Origin of the sequence: Halocatena marina (genome assembly GCF_023276375.1) — an archaeon.
Classification (GTDB): Archaea; Halobacteriota; Halobacteria; order Halobacteriales; family Haloarculaceae; genus Halocatena; species Halocatena marina.
Genome location: NZ_JALLPK010000001.1, coordinates 359037 through 374090, shown reverse-complemented (window position 1 = coordinate 374090; position 15054 = coordinate 359037). Strand labels below are relative to the sequence as shown.

Here is a 15054-nt window from a genome sequence, read left to right as displayed (position 1 = left end):
CTGGACATTCATAACCGACGATTCCTCCGCCGATCTGGACGGGAGGCGTCAAAGTCACGCTACCGATTCTCATCCAACCTATGAAATGACAGACACCAACAGGTACGAACTTCGTGTTGGAAGAGTCAAGCCAAGGGTGGGATTTGAACCCACGTATTCTCGATTACAAATCGAGTGCTTGCACCGGGCCCAAGCTCCCTTGGCGCATCTGTATATGATCACTCATCCTTTGAGTGTGTATCGGTTTTGCGTTTTGCCATTGTCACCCGGTGGGTGGCGTAGCCATGGCGCGAGTAGAAGCGTCGGGCAGCTCTGTTCGAGGCCATTACATCGAGCGTGATGATCTCGATTCCGTCTGCTTCGAGTTCGTCTTCGGCCGTCGAAAGGAGTGCGGAGCCGATCCCTTCACTCCGCCAATCGGGCATCACATAGAGGTTCTCGATGACGCCGGCCGAAACGGTCTCCTCGTAACGACCAGTACGCGCGGTGAACATAATGAATCCGACGATATCGGTCTCGACGTGCTCACCATCGGCGTGTTCCTGATCGATAGCATCGGAGTCGCGAGCGACGCGGACACCATCAGTAACGATGTGTTGACAGATAGACTCGTAGATCGGCGTGCGATTGGTTTCGGCTGCGAGATGAGACCCGTGATTGTGCTGACCACGAGCAAGCGACACCCAGAGGTCAGCGAGGATGTCTGCCTCGGCTCGGCTCGGGGTGTCGATCTCCATACCAGTATTCACTCACGCCGAATCGAGAGCCGAAACGGCTGGCAGCGGCTCGCCGGTCAACATCGCAAGCGCTGCCCCACCGCCGGTACTCACGTGGTCAAATCCAGAGAGACCGAGCCGACGGATCGCAGCAGCCGTATCGCCACCACCGACGATCGAGAATCCGGCAGCCGTCGCGGCTTGGAACAGCCCCCGCGTCCCGACTGCGAAACGTTCCTCTTCGAAGACCCCAGCAGGACCGTTGAGAATCGCCGTTCCGGCAGTTTCGAACACGTCTGCGTATGCATCGATGGTTCGCTGGCCAACATCGAGGGCCGGTTCATCAACCGGAAGCTCTTCGACAGCCACCTCAATTCGCTCATCGCCCCGTTCGATAGCGATATCGTTGGGCATACGGATGCGATCCGGATACCGTTCGAGCAGCGATTCAGCGAGACCGAGTCGGTCACGAGCGCGTGATTCGACAACCGAATCGCTCTCAGACCCGAGCGAGACGCCCGAGGCGTGCAGGAAGGTGTTCCCAACGACACCAGCCGTGAGAACTGTATCGGCCAACCCCGACTCAAGAACGGTTTCTGCGATCTCGATGGAATCGTCGACCTTCGCTCCACCGAGGACGTATACGCGCGGCGACGCTCGTTCACCGATGTTTCCGAGCGCTTCGAGTTCGCGTTCCATCACACGCCCCGCAAAGCTCGGAAGCTGCTCGGCGAATCCGACGATTGATGGTTGGGACCGGTGGGCAGCGGCGAATGCGTCGTTCACGAACGCATCGAACACCGATGAGAGGTTCACGACGAGATGCGTCTCGGCCGCATCAGCTGGATCGAACGACATGTTCTCCTCACTGTAAAAGCGGGTGTTTTCGAGAACGAGCACCGAACCCGCCTCAAGCGCCTCGACGCGCCTCCGAGCGTCCGAGCAGAATGTGGCATCGACGTACTCGACAGGGGCCGAGAGCAGATCGTCAAGCCGCTCTGCGTGCGCAGCAAGCGAACTAAACGCATCACCAGCTGGTCGGCCCTGATGGGCAAGGAGGGCTACGCGTGCTCCCCGCTCCGTGAGCTCCGAGAGCGTGCCAACGTGCGCCCGCAATCGAGCATCGTCGGCCAACCCATCCCCGGACTCAGAAAGCGGACTATTGATGTCGACCCGCACCCCGACCGCGGTTCCCTCCGCGTCGAGATCATCGAGCGTCCGTATCATATCCGTGATTCCTGCGCGATCTACGAAAGGTGTTGTGTTCTATATCCGGACGAATGCCCATCACGCATGATTGAACTATTGGATCTTTCTCCCGTGCATAGAATTGAGGCAAAAACATAGTAAAAAGATTCAGGAAAAAGAATTTACTACAGTTTGGGTACTCGTTTTTCAGCCACCATACCCATTCTCCGTCTCTGACTAACGACACAACGCGTACCATACGACGAAACCAGTCCACATCGGAACCATGCGATGCACGTGCGACGATCTTCGATAGTACAGCCATCGCTGCCCGAGGTCAGTCCAAATATCGGAGACAGTTGATTACAGAACTCGGTGAGTACAACGATCTACCACAGACGGTGTCGCACAAATCTCCGAATCGAGTTGAATCAGGATTCACACGTCTTGACAGTCCGAGCACAGAGAGCGTCCGTCGGTCACAGTTAGTGTTCGAGTGAATGCACCACACGCTTCACAGATCCCTTGATCGGCTGTCGCCTCATCGATGGGCGTCGGGTTCGATCCTTTTTCCTCGACGAATATCGTATCGTCTGATGGTTCACTGTGCGGTGCGGTCAGGAGATCTCTCTCCGTCAAGAGTCCGATAAGCGTACCGTTATCCATGACGAGCAACGGCCGCGAGGCCCCGACAAAGCGATCGGCAGCCGCACTCACGGAGATATCTGGCGTGATGGTCTCGTACTCATCCGTCATCACGTCACCGAGCGTCGTATCGGCAGCGTCGCCATCGACATACTGCTGGAGAAGTCGACGGACACTGACCAATCCGACCGGATCGTTTCCGCGGAGAACGACGAGATGGTTCGCCCGTTCTTCGAGAAGCAAACGAGCACTCGCCTGAACGGTATCGCTCTCGCTTGCACCCACAAATTCGGGCAACAATACATCACGAACGGTCATGTGAGATTCCATGTCGAAACGTATCTCTTGGACCAAGTAAAGCGTATCCCAGCACTATTATGTGAGATGGACGCTTAGGCTCACGTTCGGCAATAATCGGTCAGTGACGTCTATGATCACCAACCGAGTTCGACAGCCGTTTCGTCTTCTCTACACTGTTCAAGCGCGTGTTTCGCCATCATACCGGCAGCCTGTACTGACCGGTTGCGTCCAACACCGACTTTGAGGTCGACGCCAACCGCATCCTGAACGTGTTCGACGGCATCGGCGTACTCCGATCGGCCGATCGATGAACAGACCGAGATGACGTTGTCCCCACCGACGAAAAACGAGAGCGAATCGTGGGCCATCCGCATATAACGCATCAACTCGGCGTAACCTTGTTCAATGTGAATGAACGTATCGAACTCGTTCAGTTTGTCGGTGTAGCGGTCAGTCGCGTCGTTCACATCGAAGTGAGCGATCTGGACGTCGTCTTCCGTACGCATGGATTCAGTGAGGGATTCTCCGCGGAGGATCTCCCGTCTCGTCCGATCCTGAGCACTGCCGGCATCCTGCAGCCGACTCGTCGCCAACCCAAGTGCATCAACAGGATTGGGATCGACGGCAACACTTAGACTGACGGTCACTGGATATCGATTACCAACCGATTCTTGAATGAGCGCGTGCGCATCCATGTCTAAGCCGTTGGTAACGGCGATCATATTGTCGAACCGAGAGAAGAAGACGTATCCCTCTCGGTTGCCGAACAGTTGCGAGAGATCAGCGTACAATCGAGATTGAAGCGTCTGAAGGTCGACCTCGCGGCGTGGTTCAGGCGTTACCGTCCACGGCCCATAGTTGTCGATCTGGATGAGCGTGACCTGCGTGTTCGTCACATCCGTCCTTATTGATTCATGGATATTCGTGCTTCGATCCGGCTGGAGCTAAAAGCACAACGTCACGCAGATTGTGGCTGTGCCAATTTACGGCGACCAATGTCGGTTGCGATAATTAGAGTCGATCCAACAGCTGTGTTGCTTTCTCGTCGAGTTCGACGCTTGCCTGTCGCGAATTGTACCGAATGACAGTTGTTGCAGTGAGTTTCGGAAGATGGCACTCATAGAGAGTATCACAGACGCGCCGGCGTTCCTCGAGAGAGACTGCATCAATGGGAATCGATCGCTCATCTGCGATGACGCGTGCTGCGAGTTGTGTCATTCTGATTGAGCCGTCGTGTGTTCCCAGCAACCGAAGCATCGCCCGGCGTCGTGGATCGTCCAGCAGATCCTCAACCACCGTCTCGGGGAGCCGTTCGTGTTCTGACTCGTCCGCGTTCGATGAATCGACTGCCATACGTGCTGCTATGCGATCCTGACTGAATAAGTGTGGCGTATGTTCACACACTATACTGTGCACAGAAAGAAGACCGCTACCCGTTGCTCGTCGCTTCGTCGGGATCGTACGTCCAGTAATCCTGATTGCGCATCGCGCTGCCCACCGTCCGGTGGAATGATTGGATATCCTCGAACACATCGGCCTCAACACCGTCGAGAATGTCATCAACGCTGACGACCGTCTCGTGGTCGATACGAATCGGATGGTCGCTAACTTGTTCGTGGAACTGATCTTTCGAAAGCGGGAAGTCGTCTTCATCGACTTTCTTGGCAAGAATCGCCATTCCGTACTTGCGCATTCCTTCGCTCCCCTCGTCTGAGTCTGGATCGTGGGGCCACTCCATAACCGTGGGTGGGAACAGTGTCGGGTTAAACGTTCCCTTCCGACGTTTGGACGGATTTGTCACAATAGTAAGGGGCGGTTCTGCTCGGCTTTCTACTACGGGGTTCATAGATCATGAAGTATCTCACACTCTCACTCGGGCCGACACAACTCGTGTTCCACCCGATAGACCACTGTCTCGCAGCACAAGATAGCATTACCCGAGAGACACTATTGCATTTCAACGCTCGGTTCAACGAGACGTTCATCGTGCTGTATCAGCTCGCGGGCAACCGTGAGACGATCGAAGCGACCGTCAGAGATCACGATGATGTTCTCAATTATGAGATCGTCCCTGTCGAAGACGGGAGCGTCTACGTATTCCTTCATCTCGATGTGTCGCATCCTGTCGGACAGCTCGTCCAACTTTCACACGAACACGCACTCATTATCGACACACCGATTACCTTCGACGAAAACAACCTGTTCGTGACACTTGTTGGAATTGACACCAGTCTTCGAAACGTCCTCCAGTCGATTCCTGACGAGATCGACGTTTCGGTCCACGATGCTGGTGGGTACTATCCAGACACTAACAATCTTCTCTCGCTGCTCACAGAACGACAGCTCGAAGTGTTCGAAACTGCTGTCGAACACGGTTACTACGACGTTCCCCGCTGCGCCACACACCAAGACATCGCTGATGAACTCGGATGTGCCCCGAGCACCGTCGACGAACATCTCCGAAAAGCCGAAGCGTCCGTTGTCCCCCGACTCTTTTAGCTCTCGGTGTTTCGATCCCCGCTTACAGTCGATCTGTAATCTACACCAACGGCCCATCTTCTGCAGCGCGACTGCGGTTCGTGCGATTGTCGGGCGAACGGTGGCTCCGGCGCTCTCTACTGGGATTCTAAATCAATGAGCGACAAACTCGTGCTAATTATGAACACACCGAATTCCGTACGAACGGCCTCTGAGGACACTCTCTCGCCGTTTCGACGATCGATCAGCGCTCGAACCGAGGCTGAACGACGACGCTCGTCCAACAGACGGGACAATCATACGTAACGCGGCGGATATCGTCGTTCGTTTCTTCAGTGATAACCCAGTCGCCATCAGTACCGCTCGGACTCTCGTGGCCGCAGGTGGGACAGACGAGTGTTGCCTTGCGTCCGATCCCCCGTTGGGTTCGATCCGACGATCGCTGCCGAACACTCATGAGATTCATTGTTTGATACTAGATGAAGCACCGATATAGATCTGGTGGCTTTGTTGCAGTAGTATTTGATATTCAGAGGGTTACAGGCCGTGATTCTTCCATCATTGATGATGAAGCGTGATTATGAGTGACAAAGTAACACTATACACCGATCAATATGGATGCCAAATATGAACAAATCTGAACGCTGTAATGGCAATTTCACGGGTCGCAATGCTTTTTCCCCTTCCTAGAGTGACCACAGACATGAGGGAGGGGGGTCGGACGCTGTCGGCACAGAGTCCGAATGCTACTACTACGACTGCTGCGGCCAATTCTACTACGACGAATCAATCTGGGGCGGGAGGACCACTTGGTCAATCGACCACCAAGGAACCGGCCAGCCAACAAGCGAGTGAGGGCCTCGCCAATATTGCACACTGGTGGCTTGAGTGGTTCAAGGATTGGGGGTTTCCCCAAGACGTTGCAAAGCTGCTCCTGACGATACTCGTCCTCATCGTCACGTGGTACGCGTCTAAGTACGTCACGCAGATGCTGGGTCGGCGTGTGGCCCGACGATTCCGTCGTCCGAGCGTCTCGCGGACAGTGCTCCGGATCATTCGGATGAGCGTGTACGGTGTTGGAATTCTGTTCATCATCGTGTATATCTACGGGATCAATGGCACCAACATCGTTCTCTCTGTCACGGTCTTCTCCGCCATGGTTGGTGTCGTGCTCGCGCCCATCGTTGGGAGCGTCATCTCCGGACTGTTCGTTCTCGCCGACCAGCCCTACGAGGTTGGGGACATGATCGAACTGGCCGAAACAGGCCAACGCGGGTTCGTCGAGGATATCACGATCCGCTACACGAAGATATTCACGCTCGAAAATACGTTCCTCGTCGTCCCGAATGGGTCGATGCGCGAACGGGACGTGATCAACCATTCGGCTGAGGACACCCGGACCCGCTACACGCTCGACATCGGTGTCACCTACGAGAGCGACATCGAGAAGGCGCGTACACTCATCGAAAACGCCGCTCGCGATATTGATGGAGTCATTCAGGGCGGACCAGACATCCGCATCGGGAGTTCGCGCTATCCCGCTGCACCAACGTGCTTCATCGATCAGTTCGCCAACAGCAGCGTCAAACTCCGACTCCGCTACTGGACGAGAGATCCGTACAAGCCGCTCACGATGCGCTCTCGGATTCAAGAAGCAATATGGAAACGTCTCGACGACGTTGACGTGGAACTCGCCTACCCTCACTCACACGTCGTCTTTGACGAAACGAGCGGGGAGCTCAACGTCAATATGACCCACGAATCAACGGCAGAAGACCGCCCACCGCGTGCGCCTGCAGAGCCGGAAGCCGACGACTGACCTGCCTACGCTACGTTCCTGTCGGAACAGTTATTATCTCACAGTCGAGTCGATTGCGGAGATATCGCTCGATGTCTGGCTCATCCCTCAGACGACGAACGAGCTGTCGGAGGCGGGATGCCTCTTCACGACCAATGACGACGACGTCTGCCGCCTCATTTGCAACCTCATCAAGGATGCTTTCCTCGACAAAAAAGCCGTCACGGACGACATAACGCGTTGGTGGAAGAGTACCAACGGCTCGCTTAACAGCCGATTTGAGGTCGCGGCGCGTGATCCTTCCCCCATTCTGATAGATATTGACATGAAGAACCGTAAGCTCGGCGCTACGCTCGCGGGCGATCGCTGCTCCGATCTCCAGCGTGTCATGCGAATGCTTCGATAAGGGATACCGAACCGGAACGACGACCAGTGTCATCAGCAGGCTGGATACGATGAGAGCAGGTATGAACAACTCGGTACCGATCCAATAAAGAACAGAAACGTTTCAAATTACGCCGACACAGTCACCGATTCCACTCTGGGCGCGACCACGTCTCGCTTCGAGACTTACTTCGGGATGTATTTCGAGACTTGCGGGAGTTCCGGTTCCGCTTACGGTCGTTCGCTGGCTCTTCGGGTTGGTCAATCCACGCGCCGTTCATGATGAGATATCCGAACGCAAGCGAACTGATCACAGCCATGATCGTATACCAGAAGAGCGAGTATGCCTCAAACATCTGATGGATAGCACAACCGAACGCGAGCACGAGGGCGGGTACGTCGACACGGTCTCTCCGGAGCGCACCAGAGAAGAGACTCCCAACGATGATGAGAAGGTACATCCCACCACCGATCAAGCCAGCCCGGAGGAAGATATTCAGATACGAGTTGTGCGGGCTGTGTCCGCTGTACGGCTCCTCGACGTACGGCGCGATGAACTCTTTTGTATTGATAATTCCCTCTCCGAGTAGTTTCGGTTGCTGGAGAAATGCTTCGAGCGCGCCAGACCAGAGAGCGAACCGTCCAGAGGCACTGATGCCGAGTTGCGGAAGTAAGAACAAGAACAGCAGTACAACACTCGTGAGACCGACGAAGGCGAAGGGGAGACTCCGACGGCCGAGAGTAATGTAGGAGAAAAACAACAAGAGTGCCATCGCGAGAGCGAGATAGCTGGCACGACTGTTAGAGAGATACATACCCAGCACATTGATCACGAATAGAACGCCGGCGAAAAACGACAGCCCGAGCGAAAACATGTATGGGAACGAGAGAACCGTCGCCGAAGCACCATCAGCGCGGACGCTTTGTCCCTCGTGATCGCTGTTACTACTCGGGAACTGGCCGATTGCCAACATAATCGCGGCGGCAGCACCCATGAATCCGATAAATCCGAACGTGTTTGGATTCGGAAACACCGACTCGAGAGGATAAAGCTGTCCACTCACGAAGATCGGTGAGAACGTTTCGTCCCACAATGTGACATTCATTCCAAGAACGCTGTAGGGGCCGATGGAGTACGCCAGAGCACCGAGCAACACCGAGACACTTGCGAAGAGACTGAGCACCCACAAGAACGTATTGCGGGAAACGTATCGCGGGATAACGAACAGATTCAGGCCCATCAGAAATCCGGCCCAAATCGGGACTGATGCAGAGCCACCTGAGGGTGACAACGGCACTGCGTGAAGGAGATGAATCGAGAACAACACGAAAAACGCAAAGAGGTATACCCACGTCTGCTTAATGAATCGAAGCTGCTTTGGGCAGACGCCAAGGAAAAACATGACCAACAACGCGATGAGTCCCAGCTTTACTGCTCGCCCCGGTGCAGGGAATCCGAGTCCTCCCTGCTGGAGGGCAACACCGATGAGCACCACCATGCAGAGCATGTAGGTGAACAACAGCAGTCCGAATCGGCCATCAAAACCGTACACGTGATAGCCGTAGACCGCGAATCCAAGTCCTCCAAAGACAATGAACAGTGGAATAATATGATATATCCTCAGCGATTCAGGTCCTCCGACTTGATTGAATATCAGGCTGGCAACGAGCAGCATAAAAAAGCTCGCAAAGAGGTATCGGGCTGGTCGATTCATTACGTACCTCCTTGTAACAGAGGGGTAAAAGTTTCTGGGTAATGCGTTTGTCGGGGACAGCAAACGGAATCACCAAATAAATACTCATTTTATGTTGTTGAATGAAATAATTTAACATGTATTTGGATGGTGAATATGAGATGCCATGTTACAAACAGAATACAGTGAGTTAAGATCGAGTGGCATTATTTTTACATTAATTATAACTGATCATTAAGAGATGTTGTTCGTATTGGAAGGTACGAAGCGGAGGGGTGTGAGTGTACAACGCGATCCGAGAAGAAGTCCAAACCGTTTAGCCATCGGTCACTGGTAATCATACCATGGATGGAGAGACAGCGCTCATTGCGGTGATTGTTGGGATCCTGCAGGGTATTTTCGAATGGTTACCGATCTCAAGCGAGGGAAACATTACGATCGCTCTTACTGCACTCGGACAGAGTAACACCAGTGCAGTTTCCTTCGCGTTGTTTTTGCACGCTGGGACAGCCGTTTCAGCAACAGCGTACTACCGCGACGAGCTCAAAGCTGTGCTTCGATCGATTCCGGACTGGCGTCCATCGGAGGCGTTCGACGGTTCGACGGCCGAGCTGTCGTATCTCGCCATCGCAACACTGATGACCGGAATCGTTGGGATTCCGGCGTATCTGCTTCTTGGGGAAGTCATCGGCAAGCTTCAAGGAGGAATGTTGATCATTCTGATTGGCGGACTGCTCATCGTAACAGGAATACTCCAGCGTGTGTCCGGCGATCTTGCACTCGGGTCACGCGAACAACCGGACATCGTCGACGCGCTATTAGTTGGGGCGCTTCAGGGGTTCGCTGTGCTTCCGGGGATCTCTCGATCCGGCGTCACAGCAAGTGTACTCTTGTTTCGGAGCCACGATGGTCCATCGGCGTTCAGATTATCGTTTTTGCTGAGCATTCCCGCTGCGCTCGGTGGAAGTGCGCTTGCACTCCTCGAAAGCGGTAGTCTCGCTGGTATCTCTCCAAGTGGTGCACTGATCGCGCTAACGGTGAGCGCCATCGTCGGCTATCTCACGATCGATGCACTGATGCGCATCGTTGAGCGCATTTCATTCTGGAAAATCTGTCTTGGTCTGGGAGGAGTCGCAATCGTTGGTGGTGGACTCCTCGTTGCAAGACGAATTGGAATAGTGGCGATCTGAAGAGAACGAGACTATCATCGTACTCACAGTGCGGTCGAAACAACGTCACAGATCTCACGTCGAAACCGCGATTGCCCGTACTCTTCATCGACGGACGGTAATTCCTCACGAAGGGACAGTTCGAACTCTGGCGAAGAGAGCACGTGATCGATCGTTTCGACAGCGTCATCAGTCGACTCATAGAGAAGCGCGTCGTTCTGATCGAGGATTTCGCACTGTCCACCGGTGTTCGGTACGAATGGAAGGGCACCTCCGGCGATGAATTCGCCGACGACGATCCCGAAGTGTTCGTAGTCCTTGCCGTGGATCGCATAGCGATTTCGCTCGATTACCGAGACGAGTTCATCACGCGATAGCCGTCCTTCTATCGTCACGAACGCGTGGCGTGAAGCGGCCACACGAACGCGATCAGCGTACTCCGTATTGGGGAGCGGCCCTGCGATATGCAGAGTAATATCGTGTCCTCGATTTCGAACGCGCTGTAAAATCTCGATGCTCCGCAAGAGCTGTTTGTCCTTCGAGACACGACCGGCCGAGACGAACCCACGTGATTGTTCTTCAATCGGAGGCGGAGCAAACGCGCTGGTTTCGATCGGTGGATACACCGTCCGCGGACGCGTTCCGTACACGTCTTTTATATTTTCTGCCATCCAGTCGGAGTTGGTCAGCAGCGTTGTAGATGGATGGTTCATGGTCGCATTCGAAACACCGGCGATTGAGCGACTGAGACGTTTGTAGTAATAGCGAGCGCCCTGATTGCTGCGCGGATCGAGGTGTTGATTCGATACATCGTACAACGGGTGGTGGAGATACAACACAGAAGGGATCTCACAAGCGAGTTCGTTGTACGTGCCAACCACGAGATCGAACGCATCGAGATACCGTCTGACGTACCGATTCAGCAATGCATAGAGCAACAGACCGTTCTGTGCACCGAAGCGGTCGACGTAGTGTGACGCAATCGGCGGTGTGCGGACGGAGACGCGATTTGGATCGACAGCAGTGTCGTAGTAGTCGTTGAGCGAGTCGAACTGCGGCTCGTGGTTCGTAAACAATGTGAGGGAGTGCTCGTCCTGAAGGGCTTCGATGGCGTTGAGTGAGACGGCTTCTGCCCCACCAGTGACTAGATACTGAGGGTGTATCAGTGCGATTCGAGCCATTATCTATAGTGGAGCAATTGTAACCGGGGTAGATTTCCATTATGATCTCCTGATTAGACCAGTCCATGGACGACAGCGCTAACGTGGACCTGTCGATTTACACGTTAGAAACGTCAAAAATACAACTCGACTGCGTCGTCGCTGTCGATTTCCTTTTGTACTAAACGGAGAAAGCATCTGTCTCGATACGCTATGACAAACATCGCGCTTGTTGTCCTCGATACACTCCGAAAAGACGCGTTCGACCGCCACTTCGATTGGCTTCCCGGGCGTCGGTTCGAACGTGCATTCTCAACCGCGAACTGGACCGTTCCAGCCCACGCATCATTTTTCACGGGACAGTATGCGAGCGAAATTGGGGTCCACGCAAAGAACATGGAACTGGACTGTGACAGGCCCGTTCTCGCAGAGCGACTCTCAGCGGCTGGATACACCACGCGGGCGTTCAGTGCTAATACAAACATTACTGGACATTTCGGATTCGATAGAGGATTCACCGATTTCAGAACGCCAGACGGATCCGAGCATCTCACTGATGAGGAGCTGTTCGACTGGCGCAGGTTCAGCCGAGAAACCCACACGACAGGGCTACAGAAATATCTCGAAGGAGTGTACGAGTGTCTTCGAAGCGACACTAAAACAATTGCGTCACTCCGTATGGGACTCATATTCGCACTGGATACGCAGGAAAGCGTTGAGTACGGTGGGACACTCGAAGCGATAGACGAAGTGCAAAATATCGAGTTCAGTGACAACGAATTTCTCTTCATCAATGTGATGGAAGCCCACGAACCGTACCGCGTACCGCCAGAATATGCAACCGTGGAAGAACCAGCACTGACCAAGTCGGTCGGCGATATCAGTCTCGAAGCCGTAGACGGAGATCAAATTCAACAGGCGTACGATGATTGTGCGACATATCTTTCAGACTGCTATAACAACCTATTTGATATTTTGTCGAGAGACTTCGACTACATCATCACCCTCGCTGACCACGGGGAGATGCTCGGAGAACACGGCGCGTGGGGCCACGAACACGGCGTTTACAAGGAACTGACACACGTTCCACTGTGCGTTTACGGGCCAGGGATGGATGGTACGTGCTCCGAAACGGTCTCCCTTTGTGACGTGTACGAAACGGTTCTCGACAGTGCAGGCATCAATGATTCGCAAGGACGGGGCAAAACACTGCTCGGAACCATCGACGATCGAGAATGCATCACGGAGTATCTTGGACTGACCACGTGGAGCGAGCAGAAGCTCGAAGAAAATGGAGACGAAACCGAACGAGAACAATACGACACGACACAGCGAGGATATGCTGTCGATGAGTACTACGGCTATGAAACAATTGATGGATACGAAGAAACTGGAGAGACAGGAATACCGTCTCCGAAAGAACGACTCGCGTCGATCGTAGCAGAGCTAGACGTCAGAGCTGTTGAGGGGAATACTGAAGTTCCGGATGAGATCAAAGCCCGTCTAGAAGATCTTGGATACGCATGAGTTCGTCCGACTCCAACACAGTCTCCGACGACAGTCTTTGACGATTGAATCAGGCATTTCTGAGAATGAATGACCATCAAACGGTACAATATCTGATTAAACGTCACTTCATGTTGTCAAGTAGTGATGATTATGGACTGATTATAGTATTACATCTGTTGAAGACATATCGATATTATGAGCAGACATATTATACTAATATATCTTCGTGTTATACCCATGTGATTACCACAAGAGTATGATTGCATTCATATTACTGGATATTAGATACGATCCAACAATGTAAGAAATGTAATCATTTTGTCGTGGTTCTCGAAATAGTTCACGAGAGTAGAAAACCTCCCGAAGGCGAATCAAATAGAGAATTTTCCAGCAGAACCCTCGTCAGAGGTAGTCAAACATATCACCACAGGTTGATATCGAGAATTGTGGTAGAATCGGATTAGGAGACGGATAATAATATGCAAGGTCATCGAATAAAGGGTGTGGTGTCCGGTTGGCAATATCGATTGGCGAGTTCGATCGGGACAGGGACAATCGCGGCACTAGCGGTTGCTGTCACCAATCATCCCTCCGTACAGAGATTGGCAACGGCATCGGCTCCTGTCTTGAATCGTCTGCCAGCTACGACTCTCCCAAACAGCGCATTGACGATTGCAATGGCGACGGTGCTGTTTATCGTACTACTCGCACTTGTCCCGCTGTACAAACCACGGCCGCGCCGTATACTCGATGTCGTTACCGAGACACAGCGTCGAGTCGTGCTTGCAGCGTTCATTCTCGCAACGATCGGATATTTCGATTATACATACCGGCTTCCCCGGTCAACGCTCGTGTTGACGACTGCCGGGCTGCTCGTGTTACTCCCAGCGTGGCACGTACTCATCCGGCGTCAAAAGCGAAGTTCGACCGAACGCATCATCATCGTCGGTGACGATCCGGAGAACATATCCAAGCTCGTCGACATGACTGAGATACCGATCGTCGGTTATGTCTCTCTGAGCAGTCCGTATCACAAGAACCAACTGGCAGAATGGTCTGATTCCGATACTGGCTCCGAATCATCGGCTCCAATGGCAGGGTATACGGACGGTGGTTCGGTATCGATCGCCCCGTACCCCGATATTGAGGGCATCGAATATCTCGGGGGGATTTCGAGGCTGAGTGAGATTCTAGTCACACACGACGCCGATACAGTCGCTCTGGCGTTCTCTCGGACCGACCGCGAGGAGTTCTTCGGAGTCCTCAATACGTGCTACAGCCACGGTGTCACCGCGAAAGTTCCCCATGAACTCGGGAGCAGCGTGTTAACCTGTGATTCCACGCAGTACAACGAGTTGGTAGACATCGACCTCGAGCCGTGGGATTGGCAGGATCGGATGACGAAGCGACTGCTCGACGTGACGTTTGCGGGTGTAGGGCTACTCCTGCTATCGCCGTTGGTGCTCGTAATCTCGCTCGCTATCAAACTGGACAGTCCAGGATCGATCATCTACGCCCAGAAACGAACGTCGACGTTCGGTGGCACGTTCACCGTCTATAAGTTCCGGAGTATGGTGGATGATGCTGAATCGGAGACGGGAGCGGTTATCAGCGACGAAGATGCAGGAGGCGTTGACCCCCGTGTTACTCGCGTTGGCCGCATCCTCCGCAGCACGCATCTCGATGAGCTTCCGCAGCTCTGGTCGATTTTCACGGGACATATGAGCGTTGTCGGTCCTCGACCTGAGCGTCCAGAGATCGATCGAGAGATCACAGCCGATATGATTGAATGGAAACAGCGCTGGTTCGTCAAGCCCGGATTGACGGGACTCGCTCAGATAAACGATATGACCGGACACAATCCAGACGGGAAGTTGCAGCTCGATGTTGAATATATCAGACAACAGTCCATCTGGTTCGACCTCCAAATCGTTATCAGACAGGTGTTTAAAGTTCTCAAAGATGTGGTCAAATATGAAAATAGTTAATATACTCTGTATTCGGTTGGTGAGT

The 15054-nt window shown here is 53.5% G+C and carries 15 protein-coding genes and 1 tRNA gene; 5 read left to right on the top strand and 11 right to left on the bottom strand.

All coding sequences use genetic code 11. The features are described from left to right. Positions 1 to 128: 128 nt before the first annotated feature. The 7 genes from MW898_RS01845 to MW898_RS01815 form a co-directional block, all read right to left on the bottom strand. A tRNA-Thr gene (locus MW898_RS01845) sits at positions 129 to 204 on the bottom strand. A gap of 14 nt (positions 205 to 218) precedes the next feature. Continuing rightward, positions 219 to 737: a GNAT family N-acetyltransferase gene (locus tag MW898_RS01840; protein ID WP_248904031.1), complete on the bottom strand. Its 519-nt coding sequence runs from the start codon at positions 735 to 737 to the stop codon at positions 219 to 221. Positions 738 to 749: 12 nt separating this feature from the next. After that, positions 750 to 1943, bottom strand: coding sequence for a phosphoglycerate kinase (locus tag MW898_RS01835; RefSeq protein WP_248904030.1), 1194 nt, complete (start codon positions 1941 to 1943; stop codon positions 750 to 752). Between the two features lie 399 nt (positions 1944 to 2342). Next, entirely contained in the window at positions 2343 to 2879 is a 537-nt protein-coding gene (locus tag MW898_RS01830; RefSeq protein WP_248904029.1) for a CBS domain-containing protein, read from the bottom strand. A gap of 104 nt (positions 2880 to 2983) precedes the next feature. Next, a complete protein-coding gene (locus tag MW898_RS01825) occupies positions 2984 to 3745 on the bottom strand; it encodes a GTP cyclohydrolase III (RefSeq protein ID WP_248904028.1) in 762 nt (253 codons plus the stop codon). Between the two features lie 115 nt (positions 3746 to 3860). Beyond that, complete coding sequence (locus MW898_RS01820) at positions 3861 to 4202, bottom strand: DUF7344 domain-containing protein (protein ID WP_248904027.1); 342 nt, start codon at positions 4200 to 4202, stop codon at positions 3861 to 3863. Positions 4203 to 4278: 76 nt separating this feature from the next. After that, positions 4279 to 4587, bottom strand: coding sequence for a DUF5785 family protein (locus MW898_RS01815; RefSeq protein WP_248904026.1), 309 nt, complete (start codon positions 4585 to 4587; stop codon positions 4279 to 4281). Between the two features lie 113 nt (positions 4588 to 4700). Between MW898_RS01815 and MW898_RS01810 the strand changes: the two genes are divergently transcribed. Next, a complete protein-coding gene (locus MW898_RS01810; protein WP_248904025.1) occupies positions 4701 to 5348 on the top strand; it encodes a helix-turn-helix domain-containing protein in 648 nt (215 codons plus the stop codon). Positions 5349 to 5571: 223 nt separating this feature from the next. Here MW898_RS01810 and MW898_RS01805 read toward each other — a convergent pair whose 3' ends face one another. Then, entirely contained in the window at positions 5572 to 5793 is a 222-nt protein-coding gene (locus MW898_RS01805; RefSeq protein WP_248904024.1) for a DUF8106 domain-containing protein, read from the bottom strand. 237 nt (positions 5794 to 6030) lie between these two features. Here MW898_RS01805 and MW898_RS01800 point away from each other — a divergent pair, with 237 nt between their 5' ends. Beyond that, positions 6031 to 7146: a mechanosensitive ion channel family protein gene (locus tag MW898_RS01800; RefSeq protein ID WP_248904023.1), complete on the top strand. Its 1116-nt coding sequence runs from the start codon at positions 6031 to 6033 to the stop codon at positions 7144 to 7146. A 10-nt stretch (positions 7147 to 7156) separates the two neighbouring features. Here MW898_RS01800 and MW898_RS01795 read toward each other — a convergent pair whose 3' ends face one another. Both MW898_RS01795 and MW898_RS01790 read right to left on the bottom strand, forming a co-directional pair. After that, a complete protein-coding gene (locus MW898_RS01795) occupies positions 7157 to 7564 on the bottom strand; it encodes a universal stress protein (protein WP_248904022.1) in 408 nt (135 codons plus the stop codon). 88 nt (positions 7565 to 7652) lie between these two features. Continuing rightward, positions 7653 to 9224, bottom strand: a complete 1572-nt coding sequence (locus MW898_RS01790) for an O-antigen ligase family protein (protein WP_248904021.1) — start codon at positions 9222 to 9224, stop codon at positions 7653 to 7655. A 323-nt stretch (positions 9225 to 9547) separates the two neighbouring features. On the opposite strand from MW898_RS01790, the gene MW898_RS01785 reads away from it, so the two are divergent. Then, the gene (locus MW898_RS01785; protein WP_248904020.1) at positions 9548 to 10393 is read left to right on the top strand and encodes an undecaprenyl-diphosphate phosphatase; all 846 of its coding nucleotides are present in this window, start codon (positions 9548 to 9550) and stop codon (positions 10391 to 10393) included. A gap of 23 nt (positions 10394 to 10416) precedes the next feature. On the opposite strand, the gene MW898_RS01780 is transcribed toward MW898_RS01785, so the two are convergent. Then, a complete protein-coding gene (locus MW898_RS01780) occupies positions 10417 to 11553 on the bottom strand; it encodes a glycosyltransferase family 4 protein (protein WP_248904018.1) in 1137 nt (378 codons plus the stop codon). Between the two features lie 192 nt (positions 11554 to 11745). Here MW898_RS01780 and MW898_RS01775 point away from each other — a divergent pair, with 192 nt between their 5' ends. Beyond that, complete coding sequence (locus MW898_RS01775) at positions 11746 to 13059, top strand: sulfatase-like hydrolase/transferase (protein ID WP_248904016.1); 1314 nt, start codon at positions 11746 to 11748, stop codon at positions 13057 to 13059. Positions 13060 to 13520: 461 nt separating this feature from the next. Next, positions 13521 to 15029, top strand: a complete 1509-nt coding sequence (locus MW898_RS01770) for a sugar transferase (RefSeq protein WP_248904014.1) — start codon at positions 13521 to 13523, stop codon at positions 15027 to 15029. Positions 15030 to 15054 lie beyond the last annotated feature (25 nt).

Coding starts and splice junctions, on each gene's coding strand:
- MW898_RS01840 (WP_248904031.1), bottom strand. CDS start 737: ATGGAGATCGACACCCCGAGCCGAGCCGAGGCAGACATCCTCGCTGAC.
- MW898_RS01835 (WP_248904030.1), bottom strand. CDS start 1,943: ATGATACGGACGCTCGATGATCTCGACGCGGAGGGAACCGCGGTCGGG.
- MW898_RS01830 (WP_248904029.1), bottom strand. CDS start 2,879: ATGGAATCTCACATGACCGTTCGTGATGTATTGTTGCCCGAATTTGTG.
- MW898_RS01820 (WP_248904027.1), bottom strand. CDS start 4,202: ATGGCAGTCGATTCATCGAACGCGGACGAGTCAGAACACGAACGGCTC.
- MW898_RS01815 (WP_248904026.1), bottom strand. CDS start 4,587: ATGGAGTGGCCCCACGATCCAGACTCAGACGAGGGGAGCGAAGGAATG.
- MW898_RS01810 (WP_248904025.1), top strand. CDS start 4,701: ATGAAGTATCTCACACTCTCACTCGGGCCGACACAACTCGTGTTCCAC.
- MW898_RS01805 (WP_248904024.1), bottom strand. CDS start 5,793: ATGAATCTCATGAGTGTTCGGCAGCGATCGTCGGATCGAACCCAACGG.
- MW898_RS01800 (WP_248904023.1), top strand. CDS start 6,031: ATGAGGGAGGGGGGTCGGACGCTGTCGGCACAGAGTCCGAATGCTACT.
- MW898_RS01795 (WP_248904022.1), bottom strand. CDS start 7,564: ATGACACTGGTCGTCGTTCCGGTTCGGTATCCCTTATCGAAGCATTCG.
- MW898_RS01790 (WP_248904021.1), bottom strand. CDS start 9,224: ATGAATCGACCAGCCCGATACCTCTTTGCGAGCTTTTTTATGCTGCTC.
- MW898_RS01785 (WP_248904020.1), top strand. CDS start 9,548: ATGGATGGAGAGACAGCGCTCATTGCGGTGATTGTTGGGATCCTGCAG.
- MW898_RS01780 (WP_248904018.1), bottom strand. CDS start 11,553: ATGGCTCGAATCGCACTGATACACCCTCAGTATCTAGTCACTGGTGGG.
- MW898_RS01775 (WP_248904016.1), top strand. CDS start 11,746: ATGACAAACATCGCGCTTGTTGTCCTCGATACACTCCGAAAAGACGCG.
- MW898_RS01770 (WP_248904014.1), top strand. CDS start 13,521: ATGCAAGGTCATCGAATAAAGGGTGTGGTGTCCGGTTGGCAATATCGA.